Origin of the sequence: Alitiscatomonas aceti (assembly GCF_025567195.1) — a bacterium.
GTDB lineage: Bacteria > Bacillota > Clostridia > Lachnospirales > Lachnospiraceae > Alitiscatomonas > Alitiscatomonas aceti.
Window position 1 is genome coordinate 32,167 of record NZ_JAOQJF010000001.1, and the last position, 16,222, is coordinate 48,388.

The 16,222-nt window shown below is 53.9% G+C and carries 16 protein-coding genes; all 16 read right to left on the reverse strand.

The window, feature by feature from the left end; all coding sequences use genetic code 11:
- Positions 1-12: 12 nt before the first annotated feature.
- On the reverse strand, positions 13-1,407 hold the full coding sequence (locus OCV69_RS00185; RefSeq protein WP_158356891.1) for a biotin/lipoyl attachment domain-containing protein: 1,395 nt from the start codon (positions 1,405-1,407) through the stop codon (positions 13-15).
- A gap of 152 nt (positions 1,408-1,559) precedes the next feature.
- The gene (locus tag OCV69_RS00190; protein WP_022274600.1) at positions 1,560-1,979 is read right to left on the reverse strand and encodes a hypothetical protein; all 420 of its coding nucleotides are present in this window, start codon (positions 1,977-1,979) and stop codon (positions 1,560-1,562) included.
- Positions 1,980-2,070: 91 nt separating this feature from the next.
- Entirely contained in the window at positions 2,071-3,078 is a 1,008-nt protein-coding gene (locus OCV69_RS00195) for a D-alanyl-D-alanine carboxypeptidase family protein (protein ID WP_158356892.1), read from the reverse strand.
- Positions 3,057-3,452: a methylglyoxal synthase gene (locus tag OCV69_RS00200; RefSeq protein ID WP_022274602.1), complete on the reverse strand. Its 396-nt coding sequence runs from the start codon at positions 3,450-3,452 to the stop codon at positions 3,057-3,059. Before OCV69_RS00200 ends, OCV69_RS00195 begins: the two co-directional genes overlap by 22 nt.
- 11 nt (positions 3,453-3,463) lie before the next feature.
- A complete protein-coding gene (locus tag OCV69_RS00205; protein ID WP_158356893.1) occupies positions 3,464-4,594 on the reverse strand; it encodes an FtsW/RodA/SpoVE family cell cycle protein in 1,131 nt (376 codons plus the stop codon).
- Entirely contained in the window at positions 4,595-4,879 is a 285-nt protein-coding gene (gene minE / locus OCV69_RS00210) for a cell division topological specificity factor MinE (protein WP_158356894.1), read from the reverse strand.
- Positions 4,880-4,882: 3 nt separating this feature from the next.
- Entirely contained in the window at positions 4,883-5,674 is a 792-nt protein-coding gene (minD, locus tag OCV69_RS00215; RefSeq protein WP_022274605.1) for a septum site-determining protein MinD, read from the reverse strand.
- Positions 5,675-5,780: 106 nt separating this feature from the next.
- Complete coding sequence (locus OCV69_RS00220; protein ID WP_022274606.1) at positions 5,781-6,446, reverse strand: septum site-determining protein MinC; 666 nt, start codon at positions 6,444-6,446, stop codon at positions 5,781-5,783.
- Positions 6,447-6,491: 45 nt separating this feature from the next.
- On the reverse strand, positions 6,492-9,371 hold the full coding sequence (locus tag OCV69_RS00225) for a penicillin-binding transpeptidase domain-containing protein (protein WP_158356895.1): 2,880 nt from the start codon (positions 9,369-9,371) through the stop codon (positions 6,492-6,494).
- A complete protein-coding gene (gene mreD / locus OCV69_RS00230) occupies positions 9,364-9,894 on the reverse strand; it encodes a rod shape-determining protein MreD (protein ID WP_158356999.1) in 531 nt (176 codons plus the stop codon). Before mreD ends, OCV69_RS00225 begins: the two co-directional genes overlap by 8 nt.
- Positions 9,887-10,729 (reverse strand): rod shape-determining protein MreC, encoded by an 843-nt coding sequence (mreC, locus tag OCV69_RS00235; protein WP_158356896.1) that lies wholly within the window; start codon positions 10,727-10,729, stop codon positions 9,887-9,889. Before mreC ends, mreD begins: the two co-directional genes overlap by 8 nt.
- 2 nt (positions 10,730-10,731) lie before the next feature.
- Positions 10,732-11,433, reverse strand: coding sequence for a RadC family protein (radC, locus tag OCV69_RS00240; protein WP_022274610.1), 702 nt, complete (start codon positions 11,431-11,433; stop codon positions 10,732-10,734).
- Between the two features lie 51 nt (positions 11,434-11,484).
- Positions 11,485-11,736, reverse strand: a complete 252-nt coding sequence (locus tag OCV69_RS00245) for a DUF4321 domain-containing protein (protein ID WP_022274611.1) — start codon at positions 11,734-11,736, stop codon at positions 11,485-11,487.
- Positions 11,737-11,842: 106 nt separating this feature from the next.
- On the reverse strand, positions 11,843-13,123 hold the full coding sequence (locus tag OCV69_RS00250) for a methionine gamma-lyase family protein (RefSeq protein ID WP_022274612.1): 1,281 nt from the start codon (positions 13,121-13,123) through the stop codon (positions 11,843-11,845).
- A 51-nt stretch (positions 13,124-13,174) separates the two neighbouring features.
- On the reverse strand, positions 13,175-14,122 hold the full coding sequence (gene miaA / locus OCV69_RS00255; protein WP_158356897.1) for a tRNA (adenosine(37)-N6)-dimethylallyltransferase MiaA: 948 nt from the start codon (positions 14,120-14,122) through the stop codon (positions 13,175-13,177).
- Entirely contained in the window at positions 14,122-16,218 is a 2,097-nt protein-coding gene (mutL, locus tag OCV69_RS00260; protein ID WP_158356898.1) for a DNA mismatch repair endonuclease MutL, read from the reverse strand. The genes miaA and mutL overlap by 1 nt, the downstream gene beginning before the upstream one ends.
- Positions 16,219-16,222: the final 4 nt, after the last annotated feature.

Genomic DNA, 16,222 nt, shown 5'->3' on the forward strand with positions numbered 1-16,222 from the left:
ATTCTCCTCCGGTTACTGATAAATGACGACGCCATTGGCTCTTACAGCCCTGGCATCCAATACAATATGGTCATAGACCGAAAGGCCGTAATCCGTGCCCCTGGCCACAATGTCGTACTCGTCGCTGGACGTCAGGATCTCGACCTTTCTGAAATCCGTATAGCCCTTATTGATGTTGTAAACTCCTGTTACCGCAGCCTTGGCCCCTATCTGGTACCGGTCCTGGGAGTTTTCCTTCACCAGATAATCTCCAGGCTTAAATTCGCTGTTCTCCCCGGCATCCACATAGTAATACGTATCGTCTGCATTATAGATATCGCAGGACACAAGAACGGCTCCAGCCCCGTTTTCCGTATACGTTTCCTTTAAAAAGCCCTTGCCGCCTCCGGCCAGGAATTCTTTAGGGATCAGATAAAACTCCACATCTGTGACGGCGCTCTTTGGGATCTTAAGCCCGGTCACCTCCTCGGTGATGATCTCAAAATCCACAAAACGGTCTGAAATGAACTGCTCCATATATTTGGAAAAATCCAGCTTTCCGTAGGTCTTCCCGTCCCCTCCGGTGATCATGGAAAATGCGCCGGGGGTCTTCAGATCCTTCCCAGCAAATTTCACAGTCAGCGAGGTCTTCCCGTTATAAAGAGCCGCGTCCTCCTCGGTCATCTGGAAGACCAGGGACCAGTCGCTGGAAGTGACCAGCTTATAGGCCGGTTCCCCCACGCCCACCAGCTTCCCGGATTTCAGGATATTCTTCGTATAACCAGACCGGTCGAACATCTCCTCCGTTACCTGGTTCGGAGCCACTCCCTCCAGGGAATCCACCATATACGAAACGATCCCCGACTGGTCGGCCCTTACCTGGACAAAGTTCACGCCCATTTCCTCCACAACGCTGTCCAGGTTTTTCAGGGCGTCCACGCTGACGTATTCCAGGACCTCCGAATCCAGCGTATACCTGGTATCGTAAACGGTCTTAAAATCGTTTTCCGTAAAGGTCTGGCTGAAGGAGGAAAGCTGTTTTTTTAAAGACGTAAGGTTGTCCCTGGATAAGGCCACTGAGCCGTCGGTCTTTTCTGCCAGAAGCTCCGAAAGCTTTCCCGTCTCATCCACCGAATAGACCCTGGTGCCCACTGCGGCCTTTTTTCCCTCCCGCAGATAGAAATTGACGTTCCCTGCCTGCTCCGTATATTTTACAGTTTCCGTCCGGAACGCAATGCCTGTGTGGCGTTGGTCGTTGACGATGCTGCCCTCAGGCACCTCATAAAACTCGATCTTTTCTCTCCGCACATACGTATATACATAAAAGGCCATGTACGCGAAGATAAGGGCGAAGATGATCATTCCCACATTTATATTCAAGGGCCGGCGGTACCGGATCACCTTTTTGTTCTTTTTCTTTTTTGCCAACTGCTCCCTCCGTTCAGAGTGCTTTTTTCATATCTTCCCTATTATATATGGATTAACTGGAAAGTTCAAGTTTCTGGGGAAATTCCGCCAAAAAAATGGCATAAACAATTTCTTGTTCATGCCATTTGTATTCTTACGAAGGAGCGGTTATTTTATAAGGCCACCAGAACCATATCCTTTGCGGAAGCAGGAAGCTCTTCTCCGTCCATAGAAATGCTAAGTACAAAGTTTACATGGTATTTTGTACTTACCTGGTCAAGCTCAGCCAGGGTTGCAGAAATATCTTCGCCCTCCAGACCGGCAAGCTTTAAGAAGCTGTCCAGATACATAACCTCCAGATCATGATCCTGGGAAATGATTCCGCAGATAAAACCAACAAAAGCCTCAGCGCTATGTACCGGGAACTCCGCAACATTGATCAGACGGATCTTGTTGCTCAGTTCATACATATGCTTGGAGCTTTTATCTAAATATACGATAGAACCCTTGGATTCCTTTACGGCATTGTTAGCCATATCCAGTAAATATTTTGTTTTGCCTTTTCCTTTTTTTCCAGCGATAATCTGCACCATAACGATCTCCTCCTTGGATTTTATATAATTTGTATAAAAAATCGTTTGATTATGATATGATTATAGACTATTTGCTTAAAAATTGCAACGACTATTTGTCAATTTTGGAAATAATATTTGTCATGTCCTCATAAAGGTGCGCCCGGCTGTCAGCTCCCATGATCACAGAGGCGTATTCTCTCCCATCCTCTGTCCTGGTCCCCATAATAAGGCAGTACCCGGCCGCCTTTGTTGTCCCGGTCTTTCCGCCAAAGACCGCCAGTCCCTCCGGCGTTTCGGCCTTTCCATTCATATAATAATTCCCTACGGTCCAGGAGGCCGTTTTCTGGCTTCCATCGCTGCCCATATAGACTGCCGTATGATCGTGGGTCCCGATGATGGTCCGGAACGTATCGTAGGACAGTGCCTCATGGAACATCAGATACAGATCGTAGGCCGTGGTATAATGGTCCGGATCCGTAAGGCCGTTGGCATTGACAAAGTGGGTCCCCGTGGCTCCCAGGCGGGCCGCCTCCTGATTCATCATGGATACGAAGCCCTCAATGGAGCCTCCCACATGGACGGCAATGGCATTGGCCGCATCGTTGCCCGAGGGGATCATCAGCCCGTAAAGCAGGTCTTCCAGGGACATCTGGTCTCCAGGGACCACACCGGCCATGGAGGAGCCGGATTCCGTTATGACGGCTTCCTCCGGTACCGTCACAAGATCCGACAGATTCCCGTATTTTAAAGCCACGATGGCCGTCATGACCTTGGTGGTGCTGGCCGGATTCATCCGTTCTGTCAGAGCCTGCTGGTAAAGAGCCGTTCCTCCATCCAGGCTTAAAACTCCGGCAGCCCTGGCCGAAAGAGCCGCCTCTCCCTCTCCAGGGCTGTCGTCTCCTTCTTTTGGCACGGCCAGTCCAGCGGCAAAGCCGGGAGCCCGGCCATCTCCATCCTCTGCCGTAAAGCGGACGGCACGGTCGTCATACGAATACGCATGCTCCAAGCCGCTCTTCTTCCCGCAGCCGGTGACCAGAATTACAAGGGCTGTGACAAGAAGAACGGCTCTGGGTCGTCTGTGCTTTCCGTCTATGATCATTTGTACATTTCCCGCCATTCCAGATCTCCCCGGTCCAGGGCCTTAATGAGCAGCTCTGCCGTGGCCAGGTTGGTAGCCAGGGGAACGTTGTGGATGTCACAGAGCCTTACGGCCTTATTGACGTCTGGCTCATGGGACTTGGGCGATAAGGGATCCCGTAAAAAGATCACCAGGTCCATATCGTTGCTCTCGATCTGGGCTCCCATCTGCTGCTCTCCGCCCAGATGTCCGGGCAGGTATTTATGAACGTTTAAGTTGGTGACCTCCTCGATCAGCTTACCGGTGGTACCGGTGGCATAAAGGTTGTGCTTACATAAAATACCCTTGTAAGCAATGCAGAAATTCTGCATCAGTTTTTTCTTGGAATCATGTGCGATCAATCCTACATTCATACGGTTCCCTCCTAAAATTCCAATTTTCTTTGCTGTAAGCCGACATTGAGTAAAATACCTATTCCTATATAAAGACTTGCCAGGGAGCTGACACCATAGCTGATGAACGGCAGTGGAAGGCCTGTGTTGGGAAATACGCCGGTGGCAACTGCAATATTGGTAAAGGACTGGAATCCCACCAGGGCCGCCATACCAGTACAAAACAGCCTCCCGGCCATGTCCCTCGCCCTGGATGCCATCCTCAGGCACTCAAAAACAAACAGGAGGAACAGCAGCAGGACGATCATACAGCCGATAAAGCCCAGCTCTTCGCCGATGACGGAAAAGATAAAGTCTGTATGCTCTTCTGACAAAAAATTTCCATTTTTAACTGAAATGGCTGTGTCGTTAAAAAGCCCTTTTCCGTAAAGACGGCCAGAGCCGATGGCCATTTTGGAATTATCCTGCTGGAGGTTCAGCTCCGCATATTTTCCGGGATTGATAAAGGCCAGGATCCGGTTTATCTGATAAGGCTCCAGAAAGGGCATCATATTGTGTTCTGCCAGCCAGACCACCAGGGCCAGGGAGGGCACCGCCACAGCCAGGGCGCCCGCGATCCACTTATAGCTGATCCCAGCCATATAGATCAGGCAGAGGATAAAGAAAACGATCACGATGCTGGTGGACAGGTCCGGCTGCTTTAAGATCAGAGCCAGAGGCACCGCCGCCAGCACTGCCGCCGTCACCAGCACCGATGGCCGGTTGATCTTCTCCTGGTTCTTCTGAAGGAACCAGGAGAAGAAAAAGATCAGTCCGATCTTCACAAACTCCGAGGGCTGGAACCGGCCGATGACAGGCAGGTCGATCCACCGTCTGGAGCCGCCCCCAAAGCCGCCCAGCTGGCCCGCATCGATCACCGCCAGGAGAATTCCCACACAGCCGATATACACCAGAGCGCAGCATTTCATCAGCTTCCGGTAATCCATCAGCGAGATGGCGATGGCTAACATCAAGCCTCCGAACATGCCGATGAGCTGGCGGTTCACGTAGCTTCTGTCACCGCCTACGGCGCTGTTTATGACCACAACGCCCACAAGATTCAGGGCCAGCACATAAAACAGCAGCCGGAAATTATAGTTTCTGAAATTGTACTCTGAAAACATTTAAAGAAAAGTCCCCTTTGTGCTGAGGACACGGATGGGGATGCTGGCATAGAGGACCGGAATACGTCCACAGGTCCCGGGCCCATCCATCTGGGTGATCTTGATCTCCAGCCCATCCGTATCGATCTCCATGTATTTTGATATGGCTTTTATCATATCGTCCTTGATCATTTCAAGGATCTCCGGCGTACATCCCGCCCGGTCCGAGATAAGTAAAAACTGGAGCCGCTTTTTTGCGATGGTCCCGGAGTTCCTCTTTGTCAGGATTTCCAACAGATTTACCATTCCCTAGGCCCGTTTAAGAAATCCCTGGAACCTGGAAAAGATCCCCCTGCTCTTCTCAAGATCCATCAGGGGTACCTCCTGACCAAGCACCCGTCTGCAGATATTGAGGTAGGCCTGTCCCGCAAATGGGTTCATGCCTACGATCGGCTCTCCCTGGTTGGTGGAAACGACGATCTGGGCGTCGTCGGGAATGGCTCCCAGGATCGGGATCCCCAGAATGTCCGTCACATCCTCAATGGACATCATATCGCCTCTCCGCACCATATCCATGCGGATCCGGTTGACGATGAGATCGGTCTTAGTGATCTCGCTGGCCTCCAGAAGACCGATGATCCGGTCGGCATCACGGATGGCAGAAACCTCCGGCGTAGTGACCACAAAGGCCCTGTCGGCTCCCGCAATGGCATTTTTAAAGCCCTGCTCGATCCCTGCCGGACAGTCCAGAAGAATAAAATCGAATTCCTCCCTCAGATCGTCCACCAGCTTTTTCATCTGGCCCGGGGACACGGAAGACTTGTCCCTGGTCTGGGCAGAGGGAAGTAAAAACAGGTTCGGATATCTTTTGTCTTTTATAAGGGCCTGCTTCATACGACAGTTGCCCTCCACGACGTCCACCAGATTGTAGACGATGCGGTTTTCCAGTCCCATGACCACGTCCAAGTTCCTGAGGCCGATATCGGTATCGATCAGTACGACCTTTTCCCCCAGCATGGCAAGACCAGTTCCAACATTCGCAGAGGTCGTCGTCTTGCCTACACCCCCTTTACCGGATGTAACAACAATGACTTCACTCATAAGAATATCCTCCTGTATTCAGTTGTGGCAGCAGCCGTCCAGGATCTGGAGGACAGTTACTGCTTATCTATTCTATTTTACATGATAAACAGAAAATTTTCCAGTCCTAAATGAAATTTAGTGCACTTAAAAAGCTCTTTTTTATGGGTTCCGAACAAATCCGCCCATTTTTGACAAGAATCATCATGGGCCCCCAGCCCAGGAGCCGCCCCTTTTCTGCCTTCTGGAACGCAAGATCCGAGATCCTTACCTGGGAGGGCGCCATCTCCATGGCCACCACCACGGCATTCCTGTTTCCAGACAGGCCTGCCTGGGCCGTTCCCTTTAAGGTCCCAAGGATAATGATGTTTCCCTTGGCCGATACCCTGGCCCCGCAGTCCACGTCGCCGATGACGACGATGCTGGCCTCGGATTCCAGGACGTCCCCGTTCCTCAGATTCCCTTTATAAAACTGGCCCGTGCTGGCAGAAAGCTCCATGAGCTTTTCATTTAACGCCTTCTCGCACCTGCGGATCCGTTCCGCATCCGCGTCGATGAGGCACAGGATCTCGATCCCGGAATTTTCTGTGATGGCGTTGACCACAGAAAATTCCTCCTCCGGCGACAGCCTCCTTCCCTCCAGGGTCAGGGTCATCTGGGCAGAGCCCCAGAACCGGGCCGTCTCCCTGAATTTCTTTTTTACCGCCTCCAAAAGCTCTGTAAAGGGAAGGGCCGGATCCAGGTACACCGTCATCCCGGCCTTATTTCCCTTTATGACCACTGGGTTCTGCATGAAAGAAGCCTCCTTTTTACTATAAAAGTCCCGGATCCCTTGTCATCATTCTCCGATCTCCACGTTGGAAACGTTCAGAGCGCTGTTGTTTAAGATATAATCCAGATCCGTGTAGCCGTAGTAATACCGGTAGATATTCTTGGCCGCCGTGGCCGCATTGGATGAGGAATAGCCGTAGGGAATGTTGACGGTCACAGCGATCTCCGGATCCTGATAGGGCGCAAAGGACACGAAGAAGGCATGGTTGATGATATGACCGCTCTTCAACTCCTCGGCTGTACCCGTCTTACCAGCAATATCCACCTCCAGATCACTGAAGATCTTCTTGGCCGAGCCGTCGGAGATCACCTTTCTCATACCGCTGTGGACCACATTCCAGGTGGAATCGGCAATGTCCACGGTGGACCGTACCTCCGGCGTATAATCAGTGATCAGATTCCCCTGGGAATCAGTGAGCTTATCCAGAAGGCTCAGCTTAAACACTGTTCCCCGGTTGGCAATGGCCGTGATATAGCGGGCCAGCTGTACATTGGAGTAGGAATGGTTGGCCTGGCCGATGGAGGAGGCCTCCGGCTTTTCTGTGGTCATCTGGGGGCTCTTTTCTGAGATCTCAATGCCCGAGGTCTCGTCCAGCCCGAACATGGCCGCATATTTCCGGATCTTTTCGATTCCCAGCTCCGGAGAATATGTGCCGTTCTCATCCATAGAGAGCCGGTGGCCCATGTCCGCAAAGAACACGTTGCAGGAATTCATGATACCGTGCTCCGCATCCAGGGGGCCGTGCTGGCCCGGATAGATCCAGCACCGCACATGGGGGGTGATCTCCTGATACATACCTGTACAGTTGACTGTATCAGAAAGACCGATGGCCTTTTCCTCCAGGGCGGCCACGGCCATGATGGGCTTAAACGTGGAGCCCGGGGCTTTCTGGGCCTGGGTCGCATTGTTGAACAGCGGCAGGGACATGTCGTTGTTCAGCTTATTATAGTATTCCGCATCCACTGTACCAGAAAACTTATTGTTGTCATAGCTGGGATATGTCACCAGGGCCCGTACCTCTCCCGTCTTCACATCGGTCACCACGCATCCGGCCGAACAGGGATCCAGGGCCAGCTGGGCCGGGGTGATCTCAATATCCGAGATCTTCTGGCGGATGAACTGGAAGGCATACTCGTCTCCGTTGGCCTCCAGCATCCGGACCTCCGCCTCATCGTAAGCCAGGATATTCTGGGAATACAGGGCCAGGCACAGCTCCTTTCCTGTGACAGAGCCGCCGTTTATGAGGTACTTATAGATCCGTTTTGAAAACTCGCTGTCTGTTTCCAGATCCCCGATCACATAATCCACCAGGATCTGGTAAATGTGGTCAGCGTCGGAATATTTATCCTCCATCTTAAGCTTCGTGGTGTCGATCCAGTTTTCAGCGATCCCCTTATACAGATACTCCCTGAGGCTCACCGTCTCCGCCGCCCATGCCTGGTACGCCTCGGAATCCCGGTCGATCCGGTCTCTCACCACCACCTCCTGGGACACCAGGTAGGAATAAATATACTGCATATAGGATTTCTGGTCTTCACCCAGAGAGACCATAGGAGCCGCATTCTCGTTCAACAGCTCCGACCGGATCCAGGAAAGGGTCTGCTCCCTGGACTGGCTGTACTTGGCATAGATGGATTTTTCCACCTGGGACGCTTCCGGAGCAGAAAACGCGTCCATGTCCAGCACATTGTTGTTGATCAGCTGGAAATACACATCCTTCACCGGAATGGGGATATTGGAGCCCTTTTTGTAATCCGTCTCCTCCAGGTCCCGGTTCACCAGCTTGTTGGTGATGATACCGGCCAGCTGCTGCTCCAGAAGATTATAGATCCCGATCTGGAGATCCCGGTCGATGGTCAGATACACATCGTTTCCAGCCTTAGAATCGGTCTTCTCCACGATCTCCACGATCCGGCCCGTGCTGTTCACATACATGGTCTGGGAGCCCTTTTTCCCCTGGAGCTCCGGCTCCAGGGAGGCCTCGATGCCGGTCTTTCCCACCAGATCCGTCAGCTCGTAATCGGGATTGGTCTCCTTGAGCTTTTCCAGCTCATCATCCCATACCTTTCCTGTGTAGCCGATGATGGGTGCAAAGTAAACGCTGTCATTGTAAACACGGAGAGTGGTCTCCTCGATGGCCACGCCCTTAAGATCCGCCGAGTTTTCCAGAACGTCGGTCATGGTCTCCCGGCTCACATTGGAGGCGATGGTGGTGGTCATATATTTCTGGTAGGCCGTAAAGCCCATGGTATAACGGATATTGATGATCCCCAGAGCCTCCTCGTCCGTAAGTGTCACAGGATCTCCGTTCTCATCCGTCAGCTTATCCAGCCCATAGTCCTTAAATTTGGCGTCGAACATCTCCCTGGGGGTGATATCCGAGGGCGTGCTCCCGTCCTCGGCATCCAGCTCCGAGAGGGCTTTTAAGCCGTAGTAGTCGCTGATGAACCGCTTTCTGGCCGTCTCGCTGGAGGTGGTGTAGACCATTTCCCCGGAGGGCTCGATGGCCACGGCAAATTCTCCCCGGACCTTTTCTCCGTGGCGGTTTAAGATCTGCACCAGCAGAAGGAGCATCCGGTTTCTCTCAGCGGTGGTGGTATAATCGCCGTTGTCCTGGATCGTCACATTATAAGCCAGCTGGTTATAAGCCAGGAGATTCCCGTTGCGGTCATAGATATTGCCCCGGGTCCCCGCCAGCATGATGGTCTTTTTTGTTTTGGTCATGTAGTTTTCCTGGTATTCCTCGCCCTCGATGATCTGGAGCCGGAAGATCTGGACGGCCAGGATCCCGAACAGGAATACAAAAAACACCCCCAGGATAAAGGTCCTGGAAGCCAGAAGCTTTTTCAGTGACTCCTTCAGTATCTCATACAGGTCGTTAAGCAATGGTCGTGTCTCTCCTTTTTTTCATCTCTTCCAGCTTCCTGCTGATAAACAGGAACAGGCGGTAAACGGCCAGCGTCGTCACCACCGTGAACACGGTTTCCGGGAGGATGATGTTTATAAGGTAATACCCAAAGCCCAGGCGTCCCCGGAACAGAAAGCCGAATACATACAGGTACAGGTTGTATGCCAGTTCATTGACCACGCTGAGGGCCAGGGGCAGCGTGATATAATCCTCGTAATAATATCTGGTGGCAATGCCGTTTAAATATCCCATCCAGATATAGAACAGCGTATAAAATCCCATGGGGCCGCCGGAGGAAAGGTCCATCAGCAGTCCGGCCACCAGTCCGTAGCACATGCCCGACGCGCTTCCCCGGATAAACCCAAAGGAGAAGATCAGGATCAGCATCAGGTTCGGGTAGGCTGAAAGGAACGGCAGCAGCGGGAACACGCAGGTCTGGACCGAAAACGCCAGCAAAAGCAGGACAAGGTTCAGCGCGATCTGTTTTAAATTACTATTCATCAAATTCAGGCCCTGCCTCCTTTAGATCTGTGATCACCAGCACCTCCTGGAGACGGTCGAACTGGGCCACCGGGATCACGTAGCCGGATTTCGTCAGGTTGTCATTGTAGTCCACCGTGATATCCGTAGCATAGCCGATGAGGATACCCGGCAGGAATTTTTCACTGATGTTGGAGGTTACGATCATATCCCCGTCCCGGATATCGTCGTCCTTTTCCATATATCCCAGGTTCAGCCGCCCCTCCTTGAACAGCTTAAGATCCCCGGACACCATGCACGTATCCCCGGACTGCTGGGCCATGGCGCTGACCTGGCTGGAATCGTCGATGATGGACCGGACCGTGGCATAGTTGGCTCCCACATCCGTGACGATGCCCACTAAGCCGCCGCCGGCAATGACGTTCATATTTTCCTTAATACCGTCGTCCGCCCCCTTGTCGATGCGGAACACAGAAAACCAGTTTCCTGAATCCTTGGCAATGATCCTGGCCCCCACCTTCTGGTACTGCATGTACTGGGTATCCAGCTCATAAAGCTCCCGGAGCCGCTCCAGCTCCTGCTGCTCTGCCCGGAGCCTTGTATTCTCCTCTGTGAGTTCATCCACCTGGGCCTTTAAGGTCTCGTTTTCCTTCATGGTGTCCTTTAAGCTCCCCAGGGCGCTGGCCTCCTTATAGATGCTTCCGCCCACGGCGTTGATCCCCGACTGGATCGGGACCAGCACATAGCCCACCGCATTCCGCAGCGGATTTAAAAGACTGCCGTTTAAGGATGTAATGCCGATCATGCAGACACAGACTGCCGACAGTCCGAATAAAAAATATCTGGTGTTTTTCATTGTTACAGAATTCCCCGTTCTTTCAGGCTCACATAGGAAGTATCCCCGATTATGATATGGTCTAACAGCGGGATGCCTATCAATTTCCCGGCCTCCTCCACCCGCTTTGTAAACAGGCAGTCCTCCCGGCTGGGGGCAGCGTCGCCGCTGGGATGGTTATGGAGCAGGATCACCGAGGAGCCCCGGTAGCGGAGAGCCTCAATAAACAGCTCCCTAGGCGTGGCCAGGGAGGCGTTGACCGTCCCCTTGGAAATATCCACATCCCGGATCAGCACATTTTTCGTGTTGAGCACCAGGAGCTTCACATGCTCCTGCTCCATATGACGCATCTCCTCCATAAAATAATCGGCGATCACCGCCGGATGGTCGAAGACCAGCTCCCTGCCGGATCGGACCGCCTTCCAGATCCGTCTGGAAAGCTCCCCCACTGCCGCCAGCTGGATGGCCTTCACGTTTCCGATGCCCCGGACTGCCTTATAGTCCGGCAGCGTATGATGAAGAAGGCCGGGAAGTCCCGGAGGATCTCCCAGCGTCAATATCTTCTCTGCCAGGGCCCTGGCAGAAATATCCTTTGTACCGGTCCTCAGGATCACAGCTAAAAGCTCCGCATCCGATAAGACCTCCACGCCCTGTTCCATGGCCTTTTCATAGGGCCGTTCAGAAACAGGCAGGTTTTTCATGGTTTCGGTTCTCTTTTCATTCATTCTGGTACACCTGGCCTTTCCGGCTCTCCAAGTACCTTACTTCTCCCGGTGTCAGATGAAATGATACGTCAGAATGGCGATGATCACGCCAATGATGCTGGCCATGGTGATCCGGATGCTCAAGCCAAAGGTAATGACCAGGATCCCAAGGTTCAGTACCAGGGGATCATTTAACCCAAAGGACTGGCCAAAGTTCAGCCAGGATAAAAACGGCACTCCCGACGCCGCCTCCCCGATGAAGCCGCCTAAGACGATACCGGATAAGACCATGAGCAGAAGCACCCAGGAATTTTTGCTTCTCATGATACTACCTCGCGTATGCTACACAATATAACACATTTTTCCATTCAATACAATGCGTCCGGCCAGAAACCGCCGCCGTCACTTCTTAAAAGTTTCTTTAAATTTTTTAAAGATTTACGATCCCCGCGTCACAAAGCTTCTGTAAGGACATTAAGATCCCCAGCTTTGCGTGGTACCAGGTAAGACCTCCCTGGAAGTAAACGGCATAGGGCGGCTTGATGGGCGCGTCGGCAGAAAGCTCGATGGAGGCTCCCTGGATAAAGGCCCCGGCTGCCATGATCACATCGGAATCATAGCCCGGCATGGCCCAGGGCTCCGGCGTTACAAAGCTGTCCACCGGTGCTGCCGCCTGGATCCCCTCACAGAACCGGATCACGCCCTCGGGAGTCCCGAAGGTAATGGCCTGGATGATGTCGTGACGGCTCTCGCTTCCGTTGGGAACAACGCCAAAGCCCAGCTTCTCATACAGGTTTGCGGCAAATACTGCGCCCTTTAAGGCCCCGGCCACCACCGTGGGGGCTAAGAACAGGCCCTGGTATAAGGACTGGCTGACGCCCAGGCTGGCACCTACCTCTTTGCCCAGGCCGGGAGCCGTCAGACGGTAAGCTGCCCGCTCGATGCAGTCCTTTCTTCCCACGATATAACCGCCGATGGGAGCCAGGCCGCCGCCGGGATTTTTGATCAGAGAGCCGACGATCATATCCGCTCCCACATCTGTGGGCTCCAGGGTCTCCACAAATTCGCCGTAGCAGTTGTCCACCATGCAGATCACATCGGGCTTTATGCTCTTTATGAAGGAGATCAGCTCTCCGATCCGCGCCACGGAAAGGGTGGGACGGGTGGCGTAGCCCTTGGACCGCTGGATCTCCACCAGCTTCGTCCGCTCATTGATGGCCTTCCGGATCCCTTCAAAATCAAAGCTGCCGTCGGGAAGCAGATCCACCTGGCTGTATGTGATGCCGAACTCCTTTAAGGAGCCCACGGAATCCCGGATGCCGATAACCTCTTCCAGGGTATCGTAGGGCTTTCCCACCGGGGACAGGATCTCGTCTCCAGGTCTTAAGTTGCCCGAAAGGGCCACCGTCAGGGCATGGGTCCCGGAGATCAGCTGGGGACGCACCAGGGCGTCCTCGCCGTGAAAGGCCCTGGCGTATACCTCTTCCAGGGTATCCCGGCCCAGATCGTTATAGCCGTAGCCGGTGGTGCCTGCAAAATGGATATCGCTGACCCTGGCCTCCTGCATGGCTTTAATGACCTTCAGCTGATTATACTCCGCCACCCCGTCGATCTCCTCAAACCGCTCCTTTAAGGCAGCCTCCGTTTCTCTGGCAAATTTAAGCACTTTCTCGGAAATTCCGAGCTGTTCATACATTCCTGTAAGTTCCATGACTTTATTTTCGCTCCTTCTTCTTTCCTCCGGCCCTGCCGCCGGTTCCCGTTACTTTATGATCTTCCGTTCCTTAAGATCCCTGGTCATCCATTCCAGGATCTGATCCCGGTCAAAGGAAAACCGTTCCTGGTCCACCCAGGTCACATCCCGTTCCCGCTTAAACCAGGTCAGCTGCCGCTTGGCAAAATGCCTGGTATCCCGCTTGAGGATATAGACAGCCTCCTCCAGGCTGGTCTCCCCGGAAAGGCAGTCCAGGATCTCTTTGTAGCCCAGGCCCTGCATGGACACCAGATCCCTGGTGCAGCCCATGGCCTTCAGCCTCTCCACCTCGTCCACCAGGCCGTTTTCCAGCATCTCGTCCACCCGCCTGTCAATGCGGGAATAAAGCCTTCCCCGGTCCATATTAAGGACGTAATAGGCAAAGTTGTAGGGCGAGGTCTTCTCTCGCTCTGCGGCGTTGTGGGCGGAGATCTTTTCCCCGGTCTTTTCGTAAAACTCCAGGGCGCGGATCACCCGCTTCACATTGTTTTCATGGATGGCCTCTGCCGATTCCGGATCCCGCTCCATTAACATCTTATGGAGGACCGGCGGCCCTTCCTTCTCTGCCAGCGCCTCCAGCCTGTGCCTGTATTCCATATCGCCGTCGTTTTCCGTAAAATCGATGTCGTATAAAAGGGCCTGGATATAAAAGCCCGTCCCTCCGGCCACAATGGGGATATGGCCGTTTTCCCGGATCCTTTTCATGGCCTTTTTCGCCATATCCTGGAATACCACCACGTTGAAGGCTTCCTCCGGATCCAGCACGTCGATGAGGTAGTGGGGGATCCCGTCCATCTCCTCTTTCGTCACCTTGGCAGAGCCCACGTCCATATGGCGGTAGACCTGCATGGAATCGGCGCTGATGATCTCACCGCCGATGCGTTTGGCCAGGGCCACAGAAAGCGCCGTCTTTCCCGACGCCGTGGGCCCTGTCAGTATGATTAAAGGCTGTTTCATCACACGATCCTCTTAAATTTCTTTTCCATTTCATATTTGCTGATGGAAATGATGGTGGGCCGTCCGTGGGGACAGGCATAGGGATTTTCCAGGCCCAGCAGCTCGTCGATGAGCCTGTCCGCTTCCTGTTCTGAAAGGCGGTTGTTTCCCTTGACCGCCGCCTTACAGGACATGGAGGCGATCCGGTCGTAAACGGCCTCCGGCCCTGCGGCCCCGCTGTCCTCGGAAAGTCCGTCCAGCATTTCCATCAGAAGCTCCTTTTTGGCCAGGGAAAACAGGTTGTCCGGCACAGCCCGGACGGCGTACTCGTTCCCGCCGAAGGGCTCGATCTCAAAGCCCACCCTGGTAAAGACGTCCATGTGCTTCTTTAATAGCTCCTCCTCCTGCATGGAAAGGGTCAGGATAATGGGAGGGCTGATGAACTGGGAGGTATATTCCCTGGACTTTAAGGACCGGAACGTCTTTTCAAACAGCACCTTTTCATGGGCGGCGTGCTGGTCGATGATATACAGGCTCCCGTTATATTCCACCAGCCAGTAGGTGTCGAACACCTGTCCGATGAGCCGGTGGCGGCTCCTGGCCTTTTCTGAAAGCAGGCGGTCATCGAACATCTCCATCTGCTCTGCGGCCTGGGACGGAGGTTCTGTACGATGGACCTCCGGCTTAAGCTGCCGGGCTGACGGCTCTGCCTGGCGGGACGGTTCCCTGGCCGGACGGACTGGCTGCTCCATTGGGCGGGACGGCACCTCCGCCGGCTGGACCGGCTGCTCTGTCCCGCGGCCCTGCAACCCCGCGGCCCGGACGGACGGCTCCGTTTGCCGGACTGGCTGTTCCGAAAAGCCCGTGGGCTTTCCCTCTGGCCGCCCGGACCGTGCCGGAGCGGGGCCGGAGCCCACGGACGGCATCGCTGTCCGGCTTCCAGTCCCGGCTCTCCGGTCCCCATAGGGAGACCGTTCCTCCAGGACCCCCATGGCGGCCATCCTTTTTTTCTCAAAGGGCTCCGGAGCCCGGTGGGAGGTCTCTTTCCCGGAAGCCTCATTCCCGGCTCCGGATCTTCCCGGCTCCTTCTTCTCCTCATCCCTTCCTGTGATCTCCACCTGGGGGATCAGCTCCCGGCCGGACAGGGCCCCCTGGATCATCTGGCAGACGGTCTTATACAAAAACTCCCCGTCCTTGAACCGGAGCTCCATCTTGGAAGGATGGACGTTGACGTCGATGTATTCCGGCTCCACCGTAAAGTGCAGCATGGTAAAGGGATATTTATGCTGCATCATATAGCTCTTGTAGCCATCCTCAATGGCCTTGGCGATGAGGCCGCTTTTTATGTACCGGCCATTGATGAAATAATTTTCAAAATTCCGGTTGCCCCGGGCGATGGAGGGCTTTCCAATGAATCCAGACACCTGGAACATCTCCGTTTCCACGGAGACCGGCAGAAGCTCCGCCGTGATCTCCCGGCCATAAATGGTGTAAATAATATCCTTCAGGTTATGGTTTCCCGAGGTATGGAGCTTATTCTGGTTATTGACGATCAGACGGATGGAGATCTCCGGATGGGACAGGGCGATCTTTTCCACCAGATCCGCCACATGGGCTCCCTCCGTGGCCGCGGTCTTTAAGAACTTCCGCCGGGCCGGGGTATTGAAGAACAGGTTCCGGGAAATAAACGTAGTGCCGTCGGGCGCTCCCACCTCCTCCAGGCTCTTTTCCTGCCCTCCCTCGATCTGGTACCGGCAGCCGGTCAGGCTGTCTCCCGTCTTCGTGATCAGCTCCACCTGGGAAACAGCGGCAATGCTGGATAAGGCCTCGCCCCTGAAACCCAGGGAGGAGACTGTCAGAAGATCCTCTGCCGACCGGATCTTGCTGGTGGAATGGCGGAGGAATGCCAGCGGAAGCTCCTCACGTTTTATCCCGCAGCCATTATCGGTGATGCGGATAAAGCCGATTCCTCCCTCCCGGATCTCCGCAGTGATGGCCGTGGCCCCTGCGTCAATGGCGTTTTCCATCAGCTCCTTCACCACAGAAGCCGGCCGTTCCACCACCTCTCCGGCGGCGATCTGGTTGATGGTATTCTGATCCAGCACCTGGATCGGCATAAAG